General features: G+C 42.0%; 14 protein-coding genes, 1 pseudogene and 1 riboswitch. Of the genes and pseudogenes, 14 read left to right on the top strand and 1 reads right to left on the bottom strand.

Features of this window, described 5'->3' with window-relative positions; translation table 11 throughout:
* Nucleotides 1–24: 24 nt before the first annotated feature.
* The 14 genes from rsmB (at nt 25) to recO (ending at nt 20,793) form a co-directional block, all read left to right on the top strand.
* Nucleotides 25–1,335 (top strand): 16S rRNA (cytosine(967)-C(5))-methyltransferase RsmB, encoded by a 1,311-nt coding sequence (gene rsmB / locus DXC04_RS11870; RefSeq protein ID WP_118661099.1) that lies wholly within the window; start codon nt 25–27, stop codon nt 1,333–1,335.
* Nucleotides 1,328–2,374, top strand: coding sequence for a 23S rRNA (adenine(2503)-C(2))-methyltransferase RlmN (gene rlmN / locus DXC04_RS11865; RefSeq protein WP_021859618.1), 1,047 nt, complete (start codon nt 1,328–1,330; stop codon nt 2,372–2,374). Before rsmB ends, rlmN begins: the two co-directional genes overlap by 8 nt.
* On the top strand, nt 2,375–3,118 hold the full coding sequence (locus tag DXC04_RS11860; protein WP_021859619.1) for a Stp1/IreP family PP2C-type Ser/Thr phosphatase: 744 nt from the start codon (nt 2,375–2,377) through the stop codon (nt 3,116–3,118).
* Complete coding sequence (pknB, locus tag DXC04_RS11855) at nt 3,112–5,223, top strand: Stk1 family PASTA domain-containing Ser/Thr kinase (RefSeq protein ID WP_118661098.1); 2,112 nt, start codon at nt 3,112–3,114, stop codon at nt 5,221–5,223. Before DXC04_RS11860 ends, pknB begins: the two co-directional genes overlap by 7 nt.
* A 25-nt stretch (nt 5,224–5,248) precedes the next feature.
* The gene (rsgA, locus tag DXC04_RS11850; RefSeq protein WP_021859621.1) at nt 5,249–6,127 is read left to right on the top strand and encodes a ribosome small subunit-dependent GTPase A; all 879 of its coding nucleotides are present in this window, start codon (nt 5,249–5,251) and stop codon (nt 6,125–6,127) included.
* Nucleotides 6,128–6,129: 2 nt separating this feature from the next.
* Nucleotides 6,130–6,792 (top strand): ribulose-phosphate 3-epimerase, encoded by a 663-nt coding sequence (rpe, locus tag DXC04_RS11845; protein ID WP_118661097.1) that lies wholly within the window; start codon nt 6,130–6,132, stop codon nt 6,790–6,792.
* A complete protein-coding gene (locus DXC04_RS11840; protein WP_118520229.1) occupies nt 6,785–7,447 on the top strand; it encodes a thiamine diphosphokinase in 663 nt (220 codons plus the stop codon). Before rpe ends, DXC04_RS11840 begins: the two co-directional genes overlap by 8 nt.
* 717 nt (nt 7,448–8,164) lie before the next feature.
* Nucleotides 8,165–9,265: a redox-regulated ATPase YchF gene (gene ychF, locus DXC04_RS11835; protein WP_021859910.1), complete on the top strand. Its 1,101-nt coding sequence runs from the start codon at nt 8,165–8,167 to the stop codon at nt 9,263–9,265.
* A gap of 44 nt (nt 9,266–9,309) precedes the next feature.
* Nucleotides 9,310–10,218 (top strand): prolipoprotein diacylglyceryl transferase, encoded by a 909-nt coding sequence (gene lgt, locus DXC04_RS11830; RefSeq protein WP_118661096.1) that lies wholly within the window; start codon nt 9,310–9,312, stop codon nt 10,216–10,218.
* An 82-nt stretch (nt 10,219–10,300) separates the two neighbouring features.
* The gene (gene nifJ, locus DXC04_RS11825; RefSeq protein ID WP_021859912.1) at nt 10,301–13,837 is read left to right on the top strand and encodes a pyruvate:ferredoxin (flavodoxin) oxidoreductase; all 3,537 of its coding nucleotides are present in this window, start codon (nt 10,301–10,303) and stop codon (nt 13,835–13,837) included.
* Between the two features lie 138 nt (nt 13,838–13,975).
* Nucleotides 13,976–14,145, top strand: a riboswitch (Lysine riboswitch).
* Between the two features lie 121 nt (nt 14,146–14,266).
* Nucleotides 14,267–15,901 (top strand): Na+/H+ antiporter NhaC family protein, encoded by a 1,635-nt coding sequence (locus DXC04_RS11815; RefSeq protein ID WP_021859913.1) that lies wholly within the window; start codon nt 14,267–14,269, stop codon nt 15,899–15,901.
* 133 nt (nt 15,902–16,034) lie between these two features.
* On the top strand, nt 16,035–18,983 hold the full coding sequence (locus tag DXC04_RS11810; RefSeq protein ID WP_118661094.1) for an insulinase family protein: 2,949 nt from the start codon (nt 16,035–16,037) through the stop codon (nt 18,981–18,983).
* On the top strand, nt 18,976–19,872 hold the full coding sequence (era, locus tag DXC04_RS11805) for a GTPase Era (protein ID WP_021859915.1): 897 nt from the start codon (nt 18,976–18,978) through the stop codon (nt 19,870–19,872). Before DXC04_RS11810 ends, era begins: the two co-directional genes overlap by 8 nt.
* Nucleotides 19,873–20,049: 177 nt before the next feature.
* Entirely contained in the window at nt 20,050–20,793 is a 744-nt protein-coding gene (gene recO / locus DXC04_RS11795) for a DNA repair protein RecO (protein ID WP_118520202.1), read from the top strand.
* Nucleotides 20,794–21,001: 208 nt separating this feature from the next.
* Here recO and DXC04_RS16295 read toward each other — a convergent pair.
* Nucleotides 21,002–21,534 (bottom strand): annotated as a pseudogene (locus tag DXC04_RS16295) (penicillin-binding Tp47 domain C-containing protein).
* Nucleotides 21,535–21,613: the final 79 nt, after the last annotated feature.

Raw genomic sequence — 21,613 nt, 5'->3', positions numbered from 1 at the left:
GACAAGATATGTAGGAGGACAGGTATGGCATCATCAGTAAGCAGCCGTGAACTTATACTTGAGACACTGCTTATGATCACAAGAGACGGGCAGTACAGTCACATTGCCTTAAAAAATGTACTGGATCAGTACCAGTATCTGGATAAAAAAGAAAGGGCTTTTATTACAAGAGTCGTCAACGGAACACTGGAGCATATGGTTGAGATTGATGCAATACTGAACCGGTTTTCCAAAGTAAAAGTAAATAAAATGAAACCGGTGATCCGTACGATCCTACGAAGTAGTGTTTACCAGATGCGATATATGGATAGTGTACCGGATCGTGCAGTCTGCAATGAAGCAGTGAAAGTTGCAGCGAAAAGAGGATTTGTGAATCTGAAAGGTTTCGTCAATGGCGTCTTAAGGACGATAAGCCGGAACAGGGAAGACATACAGCTACCGGATAAGACAGATATGGTAGCTTATCTGTCGATTGTATATTCGCTGCCGGAGTGGCTTGTAAAACAGTGGCTTGCAGTATACGATGCAGATACAGTAGAGACGATGGGAAAGGCATTTCTGGAAAATAAAAAGACAACTATCCGCAAGAGCCCGAAAGCTGGTGACACAACAGAGTTTGTGAAGCGTCTGGAGACAGAAGGCGTTATCGTAGAACCGGAAACACAGATGAAGGATGTGTTTTATATTTCCGGATATGATTACCTGGAGAAATTACAGACTTTCCGGAATGGCGAATTCTATGTGCAGGATATAAGCTCCATGCAGGTAGCAGAATGGGCAGATCCAAAAGCCGGAGACGTGATCATCGACGTGTGTGCCGCGCCCGGTGGCAAATCCATTCATCTTGCAGAAAAACTGGATGGAACGGGCATGGTGGAAGCAAGAGATCTGACGGAATACAAAGTAGAACTGTTGCAGGAAAATATAGAGCGGAGCGGTCTTACGAACATTTGCGCCAGAGTGCAGGATGCGACGGTAAAGGATCCGGAATCTGTGGGAAATGCGGATATTGTAATTGCGGATCTTCCTTGCTCCGGACTTGGTATTCTTGGCCGTAAACCGGATCTTCGTTATAAGATGACACCAAAGATGCAGGAAGAGCTGGTTAAATTACAAAGAGAGATTTTAAAAGTAGTATGTGAATATGTGAAACCGGGTGGAAAGCTTCTTTACAGTACGTGTACCATTCATAAAGCTGAAAATGAAGATAATACAGCCTGGTTTCAAAAAGAACATCCGGAATTTCATTTGCAAAAAGAGAAGCAGATACTTCCGGGAATTGACATTGGAGACGGCTTTTATATAGCTATGTTCCAGAGGGAGAACCATGAGTAAAAAAGATATAGCATCTTATAATTATGAAGAATTAACAGAGGAAATGAACCGGATCGGTACAAAGTCTTTCCGCGGGAAACAGATTTATTCCTGGCTGCACGAAAAACTGGTGGATTCTTTTGAAGAGATGACCAATCTTCCAAAGAATCTCAGAGAAAAGTTGGATGAAGAATATGAGATCCGTCAGGTTTCGGTTGTAAAAAGACAAATTTCCAAAATGGATCCGACAGAGAAATTTCTGTTTGAACTGGATGACGGAAATATGATCGAAAGTGTTCTGATGAAATACAACTATGGCAATTCAGTCTGTATTTCATCGCAGGCAGGCTGCCGTATGGGCTGTCGTTTCTGTGCATCGACAATAGATGGACTGGAACGGAATCTTACAGCATCAGAGATGTTACGACAGATTTATGCGATACAGAAGATCACCGGGGAGCGGGTATCGAATATCGTAGTCATGGGAAGTGGCGAACCGTTAGATAACTATGATAATTTTGTACGGTTTGTACATATGATCAGTGATGAACACGGGCTTCATATCAGTCAGAGAAATATTACGGCATCAACCTGCGGAATCATCCCGAATATGTTGCGGCTTGCCGAAGAAGGGCTGCAGATCACACTTGCACTTTCTCTGCATGGTTCTAATCAGGAGAAGCGTAAGAAACTGATGCCGGTTGCGAATAAATATGAACTGACGGACGTGCTGAAAGCCTGTGACGTTTATTTTGAAAAAACAGGACGAAGAGTTACATTTGAATACAGTCTTGTAAAGGATGTCAACGATCAGGACGAGGATGTGAAGGAGCTGGCAGCGATGTTAAAAAACCGGAACTGTCATCTGAATTTGATTCCGGTTAATCCAATCCGGGAACGTGATTTTAAGAAACCGGATGGCAAAAATGCCCGTGATTTCAAAAATAAACTTGAAAAAAACGGAATAAATGTTACTATTAGAAGAGAAAGAGGCTCAGATATTGACGGAGCCTGCGGACAGTTAAGACGACGTTATAAAACCGCAAAAAAGGAGAACTAGATGAAAATATATGCAATGACCGATGTGGGTAGAAAAAGAGAAGTCAATCAGGACTTTGTATATGTAACAGATAAACCGGTGGGACCGTTCCCGAATCTTCTGGTAGTCGCAGATGGAATGGGAGGCCATAAAGCCGGTGATTTTGCGTCTAAATATACAGTAAAAGTACTCCATGAAGAACTGGAGAAGACAGTGCTTAAGAAGCCGGAAGAGATCCTTAAGGAGATAGTAATAACTGCCAATCATGAGCTTATTAAAGCAGCGCAGTCGGATGTGAAATTGGAAGGAATGGGTACAACACTGGTTGTTGCTACTGTTATCGGTAATACATTATATTTTTCAAATGTAGGAGACAGTCGTCTGTATCTGATCAATGATAAGATCAAACAGATTTCCAAAGACCACTCTCTTGTAGAAGAGATGGTAAGACTTGGAGGAATCAAAGCAGAAGAAGCCAAGAATCACCCGGATAAGAATATTATCACAAGGGCGATCGGTGTGAAAGAAGATGTAGAAGCAGATATTTATGAATATCGTCTGAGAAAGGGAGACATCATTTTGATGTGTACAGACGGACTCAGCAACATGGTAGAAGATGAGGACATGTTTGACATTGTTAAGGGAGCCAGAGATATTGTTGAGGCAGTTCATATGCTGATAGAGAAAGCGAACAGTAATGGCGGGAGAGATAATATAGGGGTGGTTATGGCAGAGCCACTTGCAGATGAGGTGAGCGTATGGTAAAAGACGGAATATTTCTGGGTAACCGTTATGAGGTGCTGAGCAAGATTGGCGCCGGTGGAATGGCGGATGTATATAAGGGAAAAGATACGATGCTGAATCGCTATGTTGCGATCAAAGTATTGAAGAAAGAATATCGGGAAGATGAGAATTTTGTCCGTAAATTCCGGACAGAAGCACAGTCCGCAGCGGGACTTCTGAACCCGAACGTTGTAAATGTCTATGATGTAGGCGAGGACCGGGGACTGTATTATATGGTTATGGAACTGGTCGAAGGAATCACGCTGAAAGAGTATATTGAAAGAAAGGGCAGATTATCTCACAAAGAGATTATCAGCATCGCAATACAGATGTGCACTGGTATCGGTGCAGCACATGCGGCAAATATCATTCACCGCGATATCAAACCGCAGAATGTAATTATTTCCAGAGACGGCAAAGTTAAAGTAACAGATTTCGGAATTGCAAAAGCTACTACATCGAATACGATCAGTACGAACGCAATGGGCTCAGTACATTATACATCACCGGAGCAGGCAAGAGGCGGATTCAGTGATGCGAAGAGTGATATTTATTCGATTGGTATTACGCTGTATGAGATGGCAACCGGTCAGGTACCGTTTGACGGAGATTCGACCGTATCTGTTGCAATGAAACACCTGCAGCAGGAAATCACACCGCCGTCAGAACTGGTTCCGGATATTCCGTACAGTCTGGAACAGATTATTTTAAAATGTACACAGAAAAACGGAGAACGCCGTTATCCGAATACAACACAGCTGATTCAGGATCTGAAACGTTCACTGGTAGATCCGGATGGAGATTTCGTAGTGATCCCGCCGCTTGGCAATGCCGACACCGTAATCATCACGGATGAAGAACTGGACGATATCCGTAGTGGTTATGATGATGATTATGACGACGAGGATTACGATGACAACAAAGGCTATGGCGATGATTATGATGATGAAGACTACGATGATGATTATGACGACAAAGGCTATGGCAGCAAAGGTTACGGAGACGATGATTATGACGATGATGTATATGACCGGAAAAAGTCCCGCAAGAAAAAAGGCGGCGAAGATGTAAATCCAGGTATGCGTAAGCTTATGAAGATTCTTATGGTTGTTGTCGTGATCATTATTCTGTTCGTTGTTGTCTTTGCAATCGGCAAAGCTACCGGTATCTTCAAAGGATTTAATTCCGGAGTTACAGCAGAAGAGACAGACAGCAAAGTAAAAGTTCCGAATGTTGTTGGAATGACAGAAGAAGATGCAAAAGCAGCGCTGAACAAAAAAGGACTTGGATGTCATGTCGCATATGAAGAATCTGATAAATATGAAAAAGGTAAAGTCTGCGAGCAGAAGACAGAAGCCGGAACAAAAGTAGCGAAGAATACAAGAATTGATATTGTTGTATCTTCAAAGAAGATAGAAGATACGATCCAGATACCGGCTGTATCCGGTATGGATGAATCCGAAGCGCAGCGCACACTGGAAGAAAAAGGTCTTACAGTTGGATCTTCCCAGTTTGTATATAGCAGCCAGTATGATGAGGGCGAAGTTATCGGAACAGATCCGGCAGCAGGAACAAGTGTAACCGCAGATCAGGAAGTGGTAATGAAAGTCAGCAAAGGCTCTGAGAAGATTTCTGTGCCAAGTCTTGTAGGCAAGACAGATTCGGAAGCACAGTCTGCGATCAAGTCAGCAGGACTGAAAGTTGGGACGGTTACTTACCAGTACAGTGATGAGACAGAAAAAGGCTACGTTGTGTCTCAGTCTCCGTACAGTGGTAACAAAGTAAATGCCGGATCAACAGTAAATATTGTTGTCAGCAAAGGAAAGAAACCGGAGGATAAGATCACTGTCCAGAATTTCAGTGGCAGTGATGAAGAAGAACTGTTAAGTTGGGCTTCTGAGAATGGACTGAATGCAAGCAAACAGCGGAGCGAGTACAGTAGTAATTATGAAGAAGGAACGATTATTTCCATGACTCCTTCTTACGGAAAAGTATCCAAAGGATCAACCATCCGCTATGTCTTAAGCCTTGGACCAAAACCGGAAAGCAACAGTGGAAACAATGACGGAAAACAGGGCGATAACTAGCAGATAAGGACAGATTGCAGAAAATATGAATGGAAAGATTGTAAAAGGAATTGCCGGATTCTACTACGTTCACGTAGTAGAATCCGGTGTTTATGAATGTAAAGCGAAAGGAATTTTCAGAAAAGACAAGATTAAACCGCTGGTTGGTGATAATGTTGAACTGGAAGTTCTGGATAAAGAAGAAAAACTGGGAAATATCATTCGGATCCTGCCACGTCAGAATGAACTGATACGTCCGGCAGTTGCTAATATCGACCAAGCACTGGTCGTATTTGCAGTGTGTAAACCGAGTCCGCACTATAATCTGCTGGACCGTTTTCTCGTAATGATGGAAAGCAAAGGTGTACCGGTTGTTCTGTGCTTTAACAAAGAAGATATTGCCTGCGAAGAACAGATTGCCGAGATTGAAAGCATTTATCGTGACTGCGGTTATCCGTGTGTTTTTGCAAGTGCAAAAGAGGAGAAGAATATCGAAGAGATCCGTAAACTGCTACAGGGAAAGACAACAGTGATTGCCGGACCATCAGGAGTCGGTAAATCTTCGATCATTAATATTTTGCAGCCGGAAGCGAATATGGAGACCGGAGGCATCAGCCGAAAGATCGAACGTGGAAAACATACAACAAGACATTCTGAGTTGTTCCCGATAGATGAGGAATCCTATATTATGGATACCCCCGGATTTAGTTCTCTGTATGTGAATGATTTTGAAAAAGAAGAACTGAAATATTATTTTCCGGAATTTGAACCTTATGAAGGTGGATGCAAATATAATGGATGCGATCATATACACGAACCGGGCTGTGCAATAAAAGAAGCGGTAGAATCCGGGAAGATCCACGAAGTCCGTTATGAAGATTATAAAGAAATGTATGAGGAACTGAAGAATAAGAGGAGGTATTAGACATGGAGTACATTTTAGCACCGTCCATTTTGGCGGCAGATTTTAAGAACCTGGGGGAACAGATGAAACTGACAGAAGACAATGGGGCAAAATATATTCATTTTGATGTAATGGATGGAATGTTTGTGCCAAGTATCTCTTTTGGAATGCCGGTTTTAAAATCCATTCATGATGTGACAGGACAGGTGATGGATGCGCATTTGATGGTGAAAGAACCAATCCGCTATATCGAAGAATTTGAAAAATCAGGAGCAGATATCGTAACGATTCATCTGGAAGCATGTGAGGATGTGGAAGCAACGATTCAGAAGATTCGTGACTGCAACATGAAAGTCGGCTTATCCATCTGCCCGGAAACACCGGCAGAAGCAATCGAACATCTTCTTCCGAAAATGGATATGTTACTGGTAATGAGTGTGCATCCGGGATTCGGAGGTCAGAAGTTCATTCCGGAATCGCTGGATAAGATCCGCAAGATCCGTGCCATGATCAATGAACAGGGACTTCAGGTGGATATTCAAGTAGATGGCGGTATTTATCTTACAAATGTCCGTGAAGTGCTGGATGCCGGAGCAAATATTATCGTAGCGGGTTCAGCTGTATTTGGCGGAGATCCGGGTGAAAATACAAAGAAATTTATGGAGATTTTAAAGGATTATGAATAAGAAAATCGTTATCGTCAGCGGGGGAGAGCTGAACGAGGAGTTTACACTTTCTGTTTTGAGGGAGGAAGCAGGATGTGTGATCGGTGTGGATCGGGGAATGGAATTTTTATACCATCATCAGATTATGCCGAGCTATATCGTAGGGGATTTTGACAGTGTGGATCAGACGATTGCCACATATTACCGTGACGAGACAGATGTTCCAATCCGTGAATTTAATCCGGTGAAGGATGCTTCAGATACAGAAATCGCAATTCGTCTCGCAATGACACTGGGGTGCAAAGAGATGATTATTCTTGGTGCAACTGGCGGCAGGATCGATCATCTCTGGGCAAATATACAGTCGCTTGCAATTCCATTTCAGGCAGGTGTGGAGGCACAGATCCTAGATCCGCAGAATCGTATCCGGCTGATCGACGGAGATACTGTGATTAAAAAAGATGAGGCGTATGGTCCGTTCTTTTCAGTATTTCCACTTGGCGCGGAAGTATATCATTTCAATATCGAGGGCGCCAAGTATCCGCTCACCGATCATATACTGAGTCCATATGACAGTCTGTGTGTGAGCAATCAGTGGATCGAAGATGAAGTGAAGATTAGCTTTATGAACGGAATCGTGATCTTGATGGAGACCAAGGATAAAGGACAAGATTAAGATTAAGATGTTAAGTAAATCTTGGGTGCTGTATCTATTATGGCAGGAATTACCGAGAAGGGATATTGTAAGATGTGTTTTTATATCTCTATGGCAGGAACTGTCGGGAAAGGGATATGGCAAGATGAGCTTTTGTATCCCCTTGCGGTATAATTGTCGGGAAGGGATACCAGAAATTAAGTTGAAGTATCTTTTTTAATATATAATTGCGGAAAGAGATACAACATCATATCTCAATTATAATAAATAGTTAGAGAAGGGATATCAGAACGCAGAGTATGATATCCCTTAAATAATAAATTGTGGAAAAGGGATATAAAATCGTATCCTAAATATAGAAAAGTGTCAGAGAAGGGATACCAGGATACAAAGCATGATATCCCTTAAATGCTAAAATTGCAAAAAGAGATATCGAAAATGTCTGCTACCCAGTTGGACGATGAAGCCAGAAAGGTTATGGAACAAATAAAGAGTATGCCCAGAGATATTCGCAGTAAGAAAAAGGCTGCTAAAGGGAGAAAGGAAATAAAATTTTATGCGTGATTTCATTAACAATTACTGGGAAAATAGCGGATTTACATTGAATTTGAAACCCTGGTGTGATAATCTATAAATTGCTATATCAGGGTTTCTTTTTATTTTGAAAGAACATGAGATAGCAGAAAAAGATTAATAAAAATCCTGAAACCAAAGGATAAAAAAGGAGAATATAAAATTATGAAACTGGGAATCGTAGGACTTCCAAATGTAGGAAAAAGTACATTATTTAACTCATTAACAAAAGCAGGAGCAGAGTCCGCAAACTATCCGTTCTGCACGATTGATCCGAACGTCGGCGTCGTTACTGTGCCGGATGAGAGATTGAACGTTCTGGGAGAGATGTATCATACAAAGAAGATCATTCCGGCGGCAATCGAATTTGTTGATATTGCGGGTCTTGTTAAGGGAGCATCCAAAGGAGAGGGACTTGGCAACCAGTTCCTCGCAAATATCCGTGAAGTAGATGCGATCGTACATGTTGTCAGATGTTTTGAGGATAGCAATATTGTACATGTAGACGGAAGTGTAGATCCACTGCGGGATATCGAGACGATCAATTTGGAACTGATTTTTTCTGATCTGGAGATCCTGGAGCGTAGAATTGCAAAGACTACAAAAGTTGCAAGAAATGACAAGACAGCAGCAAAAGAACTTGCACTGTTAGAGAAGATCAAAGCACATCTGGAAGATAACCGTCTTGCGAAGACATTTGACGGAGCAGAAGATGAAGAAGAGGAAGAGTGGTTAAAGAGCTACAATCTTCTGACATACAAACCGGTTATTTATGCAGCAAATGTTGCAGAAGATGATCTGGCAGATGACGGAGCAAATAACAAGGGCGTGCAGGAAGTAAGAGAATACGCAGCAAAAGAGCAAAGTGAAGTATTTGTTGTATGTGCACAGATTGAACAGGAGATTGCAGAGCTGGATGATGATGAGAAGAAGATGTTCTTAGAGGATCTCGGATTAACAGAATCCGGACTGGAAAAACTGATCAAAGCCAGCTACAAGCTGCTCGGACTGATCAGTTATCTGACAGCTGGCGAGCCGGAAGTTCGTGCATGGACGATTACAAAAGGAACAAAAGCACCGCAGGCAGCAGGTAAAATCCACACAGACTTTGAACGAGGATTTATCCGTGCAGAGGTTGTATCTTACGATGATCTGATGGAATGCGGAAGCCATACAGCAGCAAAAGAAAAAGGACTGATCCGCCTGGAAGGAAAAGATTACGTTGTTCAGGATGGAGACATCATGCTGTTCAGATTTAACGTTTAAGAGAAATAATAAAAGGAAAAGTTAAGAAGGGAAGAAAACAGAACATGCATAAAACCATTGATTTTCCCAATCTTGGTATCCACTTGAAAAATGTGGGCAATCACATTTCTATAGGCGGTTTTGATATTGCTTTTTATGGAATAATTATTGGTCTGGGGATTTTGGCAGGAATCCTGATCGCAGCAGCCGAAGCGAAACGGACGAAACAGAATTCGGAGACCTATTTTGATCTGACACTTTATGCAGTCGTATTTGCGATTATTGGTGCACGCGCATATTATGTGGTATTTTCCTGGAATATGTACAAAAATGATCTGAAAAGTATCCTGAATATCCGGGAAGGCGGTCTGGCGATTTACGGTGGTGTGATTGCAGCTGTGATTACAGTTGTCGTATTTGCAAAAGTTAAGAAATTATCGGCGGCGGTACTGTTCGATACTGCCAGCCTGGGACTGGTGGCAGGACAGATGATCGGACGCTGGGGTAATTTCTTCAACCGGGAAGCCTTCGGAGAATATACGAATGGCTTATTCGCAATGAAACTTCCGACGGATGCAGTACGCCCGTCGGATATTACTGAGTTGATGCGCAGACATATGCAGTACAAAAATGGAACGTCATACATTCAGGTGCACCCGACATTTCTGTATGAATCACTCTGGTGTCTGATGGTGCTGTTCATCATGCTGTTATACCGCAGACACAAAAAGTTTAATGGAGAGGTATTCTTAGTCTATCTGTTCGGATATGGGCTGGGACGCGTCTGGATCGAGGGACTCAGAACAGATCAGTTACTGTTTCCGGGCACATCGATCCCGGTATCGCAGGTACTTGCAGGAGCGCTTGTAATTGTTTCGGCATTACTGATTATATTCTGGCATATCCGGCAAAAAAGAATGGAAAATGAACAGGTTGTACAGGAAAAGGAACAAAATAACAGAGAGAATTACTAGACTTTTAAATATAATCGGACTATAATAAATATACACGTCAAAATACAGTGATATGTACAAAATTTAAGGAGGAACAACAAAAATGGCAAGAAAAATGAAGACCATGGATGGTAATCAGGCTGCAGCTCATGCATCATATGCATATACAGAAGTTGCTGCAATTTACCCTATCACACCATCATCTGTTATGCCAGAACATGTAGATGAATGGGCAACAGAAGGAAGAAAGAACATATTTGGACAGACTGTTCAGGTAACAGAGATGCAGTCAGAGGCAGGTGCTGCAGGAGCTGTACACGGATCTCTTTCCGCTGGAGCTTTAACAACAACATTTACAGCATCTCAGGGATTATTGTTGATGATTCCTAACTTATATAAAGTAGCTGGAGAACAGCTTCCGGGTGTATTTAACGTATCTGCTCGTGCACTTGCTAGTCATGCACTGAACATTTTCGGAGATCACTCAGATGTTTACGCCTGTCGTCAGACTGGTGCTGCAATGCTTTGCGAATCCAGTGTACAGGAAGTAATGGACTTAACACCAGTTGCACACTGTGCAGCATTAAAAGGAAAACTTCCATTCATCAACTTCTTTGATGGATTCCGTACTTCTCACGAGATCCAGAAAATTGAGACATGGGATTACGAAGATCTGAAAGATCTGGTAGATATGGATGCAATCGATGAGTTCAGAAATCATGCACTGAATCCAAATCATCCATGCCAGAGAGGTTCTGCTCAGAACCCGGATATTTTCTTCCAGGCAAGAGAAGCATGTAACCCATATTATGATGCTATGCCGGCAATCGTTCAGGAGTACATGGATAAAGTTAATGCTAAGATCGGAACAGATTACAAACTGTTTAACTACTACGGAGCTGCTGATGCTGAGAAAGTTATCATCGCTATGGGTTCTGTATGTGATACAATTGAAGAGACAATCGATTACTTAACAGCAGCAGGCGAGAAAGTCGGAGTTGTTAAAGTACGTCTGTACAGACCATTCTGCGCACAGGCACTCATCGATGCAATTCCGGATACTGTTAAATACATCAATGTACTTGACAGAACAAAAGAGCCAGGAGCACAGGGAGAGCCATTATACCTCGATGTTGTTTCTGCATTAAAAGGATCTAAATTCGATGCAATTCCGGTTAACGGAGGACGTTACGGATTAGGATCTAAAGATACAACACCTGCACAGATCGTTGCAGTATTTGAGAACGCAGACAAAGACAGATTTACAATCGGTATCAACGATGATGTTACAAATCTTTCTCTTGAAGTTGGTGCACCACTGGTTACAACACCAGAAGGAACAATCAACTGTAAGTTCTGGGGACTTGGAGCTGACGGTACCGTAGGAGCTAACAAGAACTCTATTAAGATTATCGGTGACAATACAGATATGTATGCACAGGCTTACTTCGATTATGACTCTAAAAAGTCTGGCGGTGTTACAATGTCTCACTTGCGTTTCGGTAAGAAGCCAATCAAATCTACTTACCTGATCCACAAGGCAAACTTTGTAGCATGTCACAACCCATCTTATGTTAATAAATACAACATGGTTCAGGAATTAGTTGACGGAGGAACATTCCTTCTGAACTGTTCATGGGATATGGAAGGTCTTGAGAAACATTTACCGGGACAGGTAAAAGCATTCATTGCTGACCATAATATCAAATTCTACACAATTGATGGTATCAAGATTGGTAAAGAGATCGGACTTGGCGGACGTATCAATACAGTCCTTCAGTCAGCATTCTTCAAACTGGCATCTATCATTCCGGAAGAAGAAGCAATCGATCTGATGAAGAAAGCAGCAAAAGCTACGTACGGAAGAAAAGGTGACAAGATTGTACAGATGAATTACGATGCAATCGATGCCGGTGCAAAACAGGTTGTTGAGATTGAAGTTCCGGAATCTTGGAAATCTTGTGAAGACGAAGGATTATTCACACCGGAAGTTAAAGGTGGAAAAGACGATGTTGTAGCATTTGTTAAGAATGTTCAGTCTAAAGTAAATGCACAGGAGGGTAATAACCTGCCGGTATCTACATTTACAGATTATGCAGATGGTTCTACACCGTCAGGTAGTGCAGCATATGAGAAACGTGGTATCGCAGTAGATATCCCGGTATGGCAGTCAGAGAACTGTATCCAGTGTAACCGTTGTGCATACGTTTGTCCGCATGCAGTTATCCGTCCGGTAGCTCTTACAGAGGATGAACTTGCAAAGGCTCCGGAAGGAACAAAAGCAATTGATATGATTGGTATGCCTGGAATGAAATTCACAATGACTGTATCAGCTTATGACTGTACAGGATGTGGATCTTGTGTAAACGTTTGCCCAGGTAAGAAGGGTGAGAAAGCTCTTGTTATGGCAAACATGGAAGAGAATGCTAAAGAACAGGATGTATTTGACTTCGGACGTGAGATCGAAGTAAAACCAGAAGTTGTAGCTAAATTCAAAGCTAACACTGTTAAGGGAAGCCAGTTCAAACAGCCACTGCTTGAGTTCTCAGGAGCTTGTGCAGGATGTGGAGAAACTCCTTATGCAAAATTGATCACTCAGTTATTCGGTGACAGAATGTACATCGCTAACGCAACAGGATGTTCTTCTATCTGGGGTAACTCTTCACCGTCTACACCATATACAATCAACGAGAAAGGACAGGGACCGGCTTGGTCTAACTCACTGTTCGAAGACAACGCAGAGTTTGGATATGGTATGTTGCTTGCTCAGAAAGCAATTAGAAAGAGACTGAAAGAAGAAGTAGAAGCTGTAGCTGCAAGCGACAAGGCTTCAGAGGCAGCAAAAGCTGCTTGCCAGGAATACCTGGATACATTTAACTGCGGAGTTACAAACGGAGATGCTACAGACAAATTAGTTGCAGCATTAGACGGATGTGACTGTGACACATGCAAAGATATTGTTAAAAACAAAGACTTCCTTGCTAAGAAATCCCAGTGGATCTTCGGTGGTGACGGATGGGCTTACGATATCGGATTCGGTGGAGTTGACCACGTGTTAGCAAGTGGTGAAGACATCAACGTCATGGTATTCGATACAGAAGTTTACTCTAATACAGGTGGACAGTCTTCTAAAGCTACTAAGACTGGTGCTACAGCTCAGTTCGCAGCAGGCGGAAAAGAAACTAAGAAGAAAGACCTTGCAAGCATGGCAATGAGCTACGGATATGTATACGTTGCACAGATTGCTATGGGTGGAGACTTCAACCAGACTGTTAAAGCAATTTCAGAGGCTGAGGCTTATCCGGGACCATCACTGATCATTGCATACGCTCCATGTATCAACCATGGTATCAAGAAAGGTATGAGCAAAGCTCAGACAGAGGAACAGTTGGCAGTAGAATGTGGATACTGGAACAACTTCAGATTCAATCCTGCAGCAGAAGGCAACAAGTTCACTCTGGACAGCAAAGAGCCTAAGGAAGAAGATTATCAGGCATTCCTTGACGGAGAAGTTCGTTACAATGCCCTGAAGAGAGCTAATCCGGAGAAGGCTGCAAGACTGTTCGCTAAGAACGAGGCTGAGGCTATGGAAAGATATGATTATCTGAAGAAACTGATCACTCTGTACGGAGAAGAATAAGGTTTGACAAGAAAATCATAAAGCATATAAGAATGTGGCAGGCATTTATGGCTGCCACATTTTGACGATCGCTGATAAAAAAATAACAGTTGTTGACATCAGCGAAGAAAAATGTAAAAATAGAGAATGTGAATAACAGAACTTGATAGAGGTGCGGATTTCATCAGTAAGGAAGAACGATAGTTTGGAAGACTGTTCTTTCAGAAAGGGGGATTTGCCGAAGGAGTCAGATATTCCGGATCTGATTTCTGGGACGCAGACAGAAGATGTTGCGTACTGTCACAGGAATGTGGAGCGCTATCACAGTATGAGAGTCGAAGAAGAGAATTCATATTTGAGAATTGACGATTATGCCATGAACGCGCAGAAAAGATGTGTTGTTCATGGCATTTTTTTAGCAAATAAAAGGAAGAAAAGAGAGGAAAAAAGATGAGAGGAAGAAAAAAAGTCTGGATGACAACCATGCTGTTGACTTTATCTGTTTTAGGAAGTTCACTGACAGTATTTGCTTCAGATGGAAAAGCAAAATATGTACCGGATATGTATGCGTCGATATATTCGTTAATTCCACCGGTGGTGGCAATCGTGCTTGCATTAATTACAAAGGAAGTGTACAGTTCCCTGTTTGTTGGTATTTTAATCGGAGGTGTTTTTTGGTCAGGGTTCCGGTTTGAGAAGACAATCACCCATGTATTCCAGGATGGTATCGTAGGAGTGCTGTCTGACAGCTATAACGTTGGTATTTTAGTATTTTTAGTTGTACTTGGAATTATGGTATGTATGATGAACAAAGCCGGAGGATCAGCAGCGTTTGGACGTTGGGCAAGTAAACACATTAAAACAAGAGTAGGTGCACAGCTTACAACAATTTTACTTGGAGTACTGATCTTCATTGATGATTATTTTAACTGTCTGACAGTCGGAAGTGTTATGAGACCGGTAACGGATCAGCATAATGTATCCAGAGCAAAGCTGTCTTATCTGATCGATGCAACTGCAGCGCCGGTTTGTATCATTGCACCGATTTCTTCATGGGCAGCGGCAGTAACCGGATTTGTAAAAGGAGAAGACGGATTTTCAATCTTTATCCGTGCAATTCCTTATAATTTCTATGCGATCCTGACAGTTGTAATGATGGTAGCAATCGTAGTCCTGAAGTTTGATTACGGCCCGATGAAACTGCATGAGAAAAATGCAGTAAAAGGCGATCTGTATACGACAGAAGACAGACCATATGCAACAGCAGAAAATGAGATGGAAGAAGGAAAGGGAAACGTAATCGACCTTGTTCTTCCGATTCTTGTATTGATCGTATGTTGTATTATCGGAATGATCTATACCGGTGGTTTTTTCAGTGGAACCGGGTTTGTGAAAGCATTTTCAGGAAGTGATGCATCGGTTGGACTGATGCTCGGAAGTTTCTTCGCATTTATTATTACAGTTATCTTCTATGCAGTGCGAAGAGTATTATCTTTCAGCGATTCCATGTCCTGTGTACCGGAAGGATTTAAGGCGATGGTTCCGGCTATCCTGATCCTGACATTTGCATGGACTTTAAAGGCAATGACAGACAGCCTTGGGGCAGCTGAATTTGTTGCAAATGGAATGCAAAAAGCAGCCGGAGGACTGGTAAGTCTACTGCCTGCAATTATCTTCCTGGTAGGATGTTTCCTTGCATTTGCAACCGGAACTTCATGGGGAACTTTCGGAATCCTGATTCCGATTGTTGTAGCTGTATTTTCGGGAACGAATGAGCAGATGATGATCATCTCTATTTCAGCATGTATGGCTGGAGCTGTATGCGGAGACCACTGCTCACCGATTTCCGATACGACGATCATGGCGTCGGCGGGTGGCCAGTGTAATCATGTCAATCATGTAACGACACAGCTTCCGTATGCGATTACAGCAGCGATTGTTTCATGCGTATCTTATGTAATCGCCGGATTTGTGAGAAATCCATTTATCTGTATGCCGGTTTCTATCGTGCTGATGATCGGTACACTGCTGGTGATTCGCCAGGTTACACGAGAGCCGGATTATGGTGATCTGAGCAAATATTAAACGAAAACCAGATAAGGGATATAGAAAAGTGAGGTGATATCGCCTCACTTTTGTTATTTCTTTGTATAGAAAGAAAAAAGATGGTATAATAATCAGATAGAGTGTGCAATGAAAGGAGTCGAAGAGAGCTTATATGAATAAAAATGATGTGAAGGCTTATGAATTACTGCAGACAAAGGAATTAAAAGGAATCCATTCTGTGGGATATTTACTCAGACATAAAAAAAGTGGGGCGAGAGTCCTTTTAATAGAGAATGATGATGACAACAAAGTGTTTCAGATCGGATTTCGTACACCACCGTCGGACAGCACCGGTGTACCACATATTATGGAACATTCTGTATTGTGCGGATCAAAGAATTTCCCGGCAAAAGATCCATTTGTAGAACTGGTAAAAGGATCATTGAATACATTTCTGAATGCGATGACATATCCGGACAAGACCGTATATCCAGTCGCAAGTTGCAACGACAAAGACTTTCAGAACCTGATGCATATTTATATGGATGCTGTGCTTTATCCGAATATTTATAAGCATGAGGAGATATTCTGCCAGGAAGGCTGGAGCTACCGGATGCCTTCAAAAGATGAGCCGCTGACGTATAATGGTGTCGTATACAATGAGATGAAAGGTGCATTTTCCTCTCCGGAAGGTGTGCTGGATCGGGTAGTACTGAATACATTGTTTCCGGATACATCCTATGCAAATGAATCCGGTGGAGATCCGGACGTGATTCCGGAACTGACTTATGAACAGTTCCTTGATTTCCACAGAACTTATTATCATCCATCCAACAGCTATATTTATCTGTATGGAAATATGGATATGGCAGAGAAGCTGAACTGGCTGAATGAGATGTATCTGAGCAAATTTGAAGCGAAAGAGATCGATTCAGCAATCCGCCTGCAGAAGCCGTTTGCAGAGATGGCTGAAAAGGAGCTAACGTACTCTGTCGGCAGTGAGGAGTCGGAAGAAGAGAATACCTTCCTGTCTTATAATAAAGTTATTGGAACAAGTCTTGATCCGAAGCTATATCTTGCTTTTGAGATTCTGGATTATGCATTGTTATCAGCGCCGGGTGCACCGCTGAAACAGGCATTGACGGACGCAGGAATCGGAAAAGATATTATGGGATCTTATGACAATGGTATTTATCAGCCGATCTTTTCTGTAATTTCTAAAAATGCAAATGCAGACCAGAAGGAAGCATTTGTTGCGAAGATTGAAGAGGTGTTTACAGATCTTGTTAAGAACGGAATTGATAAGAAAGCGCTGGAGGCGGGGATTAATTATCAGGAATTTCGTTATCGTGAAGCGGATTTTGGAAATTATCCGAAAGGACTTATGTATGGCTTACAGATGATGGACAGCTGGCTGTATGATGACAATGAACCGTTCATGCATATTGAAGCACTGGATACATTTGAATTTCTGAAAGAACAGATCGGGACCAGGTATTATGAAGAACTGATCCAAAAATACATCCTTGATAATACGCATGGTGCGGTCGTAGTTGTAAAACCGGAGAAGGGACGCACAGCGAAACTGGAGAAAGAATTAGAAGATAAACTGGAATCATATAAGCAGAGTTTAAGTGAAGAGGAGCAGGAACAGCTGGTTGTAAATACGAAGGCACTGGAAACTTACCAGTCAGAAGAAGATTCGCCGGAAGATCTGGAGAAGATACCGGTTTTAAAAAGAGAAGATATTTCCAGAAAAATCCAGCCGATTATTAATGAAGAGATGAGGCTTGCGGATGTGCCGGTTATTTTCCATGAAATTGAAACGAACGGAATTGGATATGCAGATATTCTCTTTGATATGTCGGATGTGCAGGAGGAAGACCTTCCGTATGTTGGTATTTTACAGTCAGCGCTTGGCGTGATCGATACGAAGAAACATGGATATGGAGAACTTTTTAATGAGATTAACATGCATACTGGTGGTATTGCAACATCATTGGAATTATACAATGATGTTACAAAAGTAAAGGAAAAGGAATTTAAAGCTACATTTGAGATCAAAACGAAAGCCCTATATGACAAGCTCCCGTTTGCATTTGATATGATGGGTGAGATCCTGACAGAGTCCTGCCTGGATGATACAAAGCGTATGAAAGAAATCCTTGCCATGTTAAAATCCAGACTTCTGATGAAGTTCCAGTCTTCCGGGCATACAACGGCAGCACTTCGTGCATTGTCTTATGCATCTCCGTCAGCGAAACTTAAAGATATGACAAATGGCGTAGATTTCTTCCGCAAGGTAGACTGGCTGGATACACATTTTGAAGAAGAGAAAGAACATTTATCGGAAAAATTAAAAGAACTGTCAGTGAAGCTGTTCCGGGCAGATCGTATGATGCTTAGTTACACAGCCGCAGGCGAAGGTTTGAAGGGCTTTGAAAAAATGGTGCAGTCTCTGAAAGACAGATTGTATACAGAGCCGGTGGAAGAGACACCGTGCATTATTCACTGTGAGAAGAAGAACGAAGGATTCCGTACTGCTTCCAAAGTACAGTATGTGGCAAAAACCGGTAATTTTATTGAACGGGGAGAAGAATATACAGGAGCATTACAGATATTAAAAGTAATCTTAAGTTATGAATATCTGTGGCAGAATATCCGTGTAAAAGGTGGTGCATATGGCTGTATGAGCAACTTTAACCGTATCGGTGAAGGTTATTTTGTCTCTTACCGTGATCCGAATCTGAAGCGGACACTGGATGTGTATGAAGGTGTTGTAGATTATGTGAAGAATTTTACAGTTTCTGACCGTGATATGACGAAATACATTATCGGAACGATGAGCAATCTGGATCAGCCGATGACGCCTTCTGCAAAAGGTGAACGTTCCATGAATCTTTATATGAATAAAGTAAACGAAGACATGGTTCGGAAAACAAGAGAAGAAGTACTGGATGCAACGCAGGAGGATATCCGCAGGCTGGCACCAGTACTGGAAGCAATCCTTTCGGCAGACCAGATCTGTGTTATCGGAAGTGAAGAAAAGATTGAAGAAGCAAAAGACCTGTTCCAGACAGTGACAAGTTTCCAGAATGAAGGGGAAAAGGAAGATGAATAATAAATATAAATCAGGATTTGTAACTCTGATCGGACGTCCGAATGTTGGAAAGTCCACACTAATGAATTATTTGATCGGTCAGAAGATCGCGATCACATCCAAGAAACCGCAGACGACAAGAAACCGGATTCAGACTGTACTTACAAGAGAAGATGGACAGATTATTTTCGTCGATACACCAGGAATCCACAAAGCAAAAAATAAACTTGGAGAATATATGGTAAATGTTGCAGAACGGACGTTAAATGAAGTAGACGTTGTTCTCTGGCTTGTAGAACCGACAACATTTATCGGAGCAGGAGAGCAGCATATTGCCAGCCAGCTTAAGAAGGTAAAGACGCCGGTTGTACTTGTTATCAATAAAATAGACAGTGTAAAGAAAGAAGATATCTTTCCTGCAATTGCAGCATATAAAGATGTGTATGATTTCGCTGACATCGTGCCGGTGTCAGCAAGGAGCGGAGATAACACGGAAGAGTTGTTGAAAGTAGTGATGAAATATCTTCCTTACGGACCACAGTTCTATGATGAAGATACGATTACAGACCAGCCGGAGCGTCAGATCGTAGCTGAACTGATCCGTGAGAAAGCATTGCACAGTCTGAATGAAGAGATTCCACATGGAATCGCAGTTGCGATCGATCAGATGAAAAAACGCGGAAAAGTTATGCACATTGACGCAACGATTATCTGTGAGAGAGATTCGCACAAGGGGATAATTATTGGAAAACAAGGAAATATGTTGAAAAAAATCGGTAGTACTGCCCGTTATGAGATTGAAAAAATGCTGGATTGCCAGGTAAATCTCAAGCTTTGGGTAAAAGTAAAGAAGGACTGGAGAGACAGTGAGTTTCTGATGAAAAATTTTGGATACCGGGAAGAAGAATAGGAAAGGGTATCTTCTGGAGAACCTAATCTGTAAATACCAGATGAGGTGAGAAGATGGAAGAAATGTACTGGGACCGTTTCCGGAAGACGGGGAAGATAACCGATTATTTATATTACCGGGGCATGCAAATCTGTGCATGTGCAGAGAAAGAACAGAACCGGAAAGGTGAGAAAGAATATGAATCAGATTACGGTGACAGGCATGGTGCTTGCTCAGACGTCGATAGGAGAATATGACAGACGTGTAGTAATTCTGAGTAAAGAAAGGGGCAAGATCGCAGCATTTGCCAGAGGCGCGAGAAGACCAAACAGCGCACTGGTCGGTGTGACAAGCCCTTTCTCTTTTGGACAGTTTACTGTATATGAAGGGCGTACATCGTATACGCTGGTGTCGGCGTCCATTTCCAATTATTTTGAAGAACTGCGCACGGATGTAGAGGGTGCTTATTATGGCTTTTATTTTATGGATTTAGCAAATTATTATGCAAGAGAAGCCAATGATGAGACTTTGTTACTGAAGCTTTTATATCAGACATTTCGTGCACTTGTGAATACCAGAATCCCGAATCAGCTGATTCGTTATATTTATGAATTAAAGGTCATCAGTATCAATGGAGAAGGGCCGCAGGTGTTTGAATGTATCGGTTGCGGGGACAGAGAACAGGAGAAAGTATTCAGTATCCGCCGTGGTGGGCTTTTATGCCGACAGTGTGCCGCTCATGTGACGGACGGAAGAAAACTGAGTGCTTCTACGCTGTATGCAATGCAGTATATCATAGCCTCACCTGTGGAGAAACTTTATACGTTTCTTGTGAAGGAAGATGTGCTGAAAGAGCTGGGAGACGTTGTGACAGCGTATATGGCAGAGTATCTTGGAAAATCATTTAAGTCACTGGAGATTCTGGAGACGTTGATTATGTAAATTGAAAATCGCCTGGATCTGAAAAGGATCCGGGCGATTTTGGCGACAGGGGAAATATTCATTCCCTGCCTTTTTTATTTTGAATGGAGGTTGATCGCTTATTTTGTAATTTTAATTTTTTTGACTTTTGTGTTGTTTGCAAATACTTTTGCATTTACAGCAGTTACTCTGTAAGAAACTTTATTAATCTTTACAGTAGAAGGAATGTTTACGGAAGCTCTTTTGCCTCGTCTAATTCTGTCTTAAAGCTTGCCCAGCTCTCTGCTGTATAATCATTTTCAGAAAGTTTCTCAGCTTTTTCAACGAGTGCTTTTAACTGCGTGTCATCACCTTTTGTGTTATCGTCTACAACGATGTTATCAGCAGTAGCCTGGATATTTACAGAGTAGTCTGCATAACCAAGTGCATAGATAGTAACTGTCCAGTATCCTGTTCCGTCATATCCCTGTGGGAACTGGCAGCAAATTTAGTACCATATGTCTGTACCGGTTTGCTGTATGTAGAATCATTTCCATAGTAAGTCCATTTTACAGCCTGCATTCTGGAACCAAGAGCTCCATAACCATTTCCGTTAAAGTCAACTCTTAAGAATTCACCGTAAGCACCATCTGCCGGTTTTACAGTCATTTCAATATCAGATGCTGTCAACTGTGCAGTATCTGCGATTCCGGAATCTGTTCCAGTCTGGCGTGCACTAAAGGTAAAAGAATCGGTAGAAGCATTGTAAGCAGCTGTTTTCAGACCGTTTGTGTTCTCTGTTACATTGGCTTTCAGATTATCATAAGCACTTAAATCCTTCTTGAAAAAATAGTAGTTAGCT

The organism is Dorea sp. OM07-5 (genome assembly GCF_003481355.1).
Classification (GTDB): Bacteria; Bacillota; Clostridia; order Lachnospirales; family Lachnospiraceae; genus Dorea_D; species Dorea_D hominis.
The sequence above is the reverse complement of the archived record's forward strand: the minus strand, read 5'-3'. Positions and strand labels throughout refer to the sequence as shown.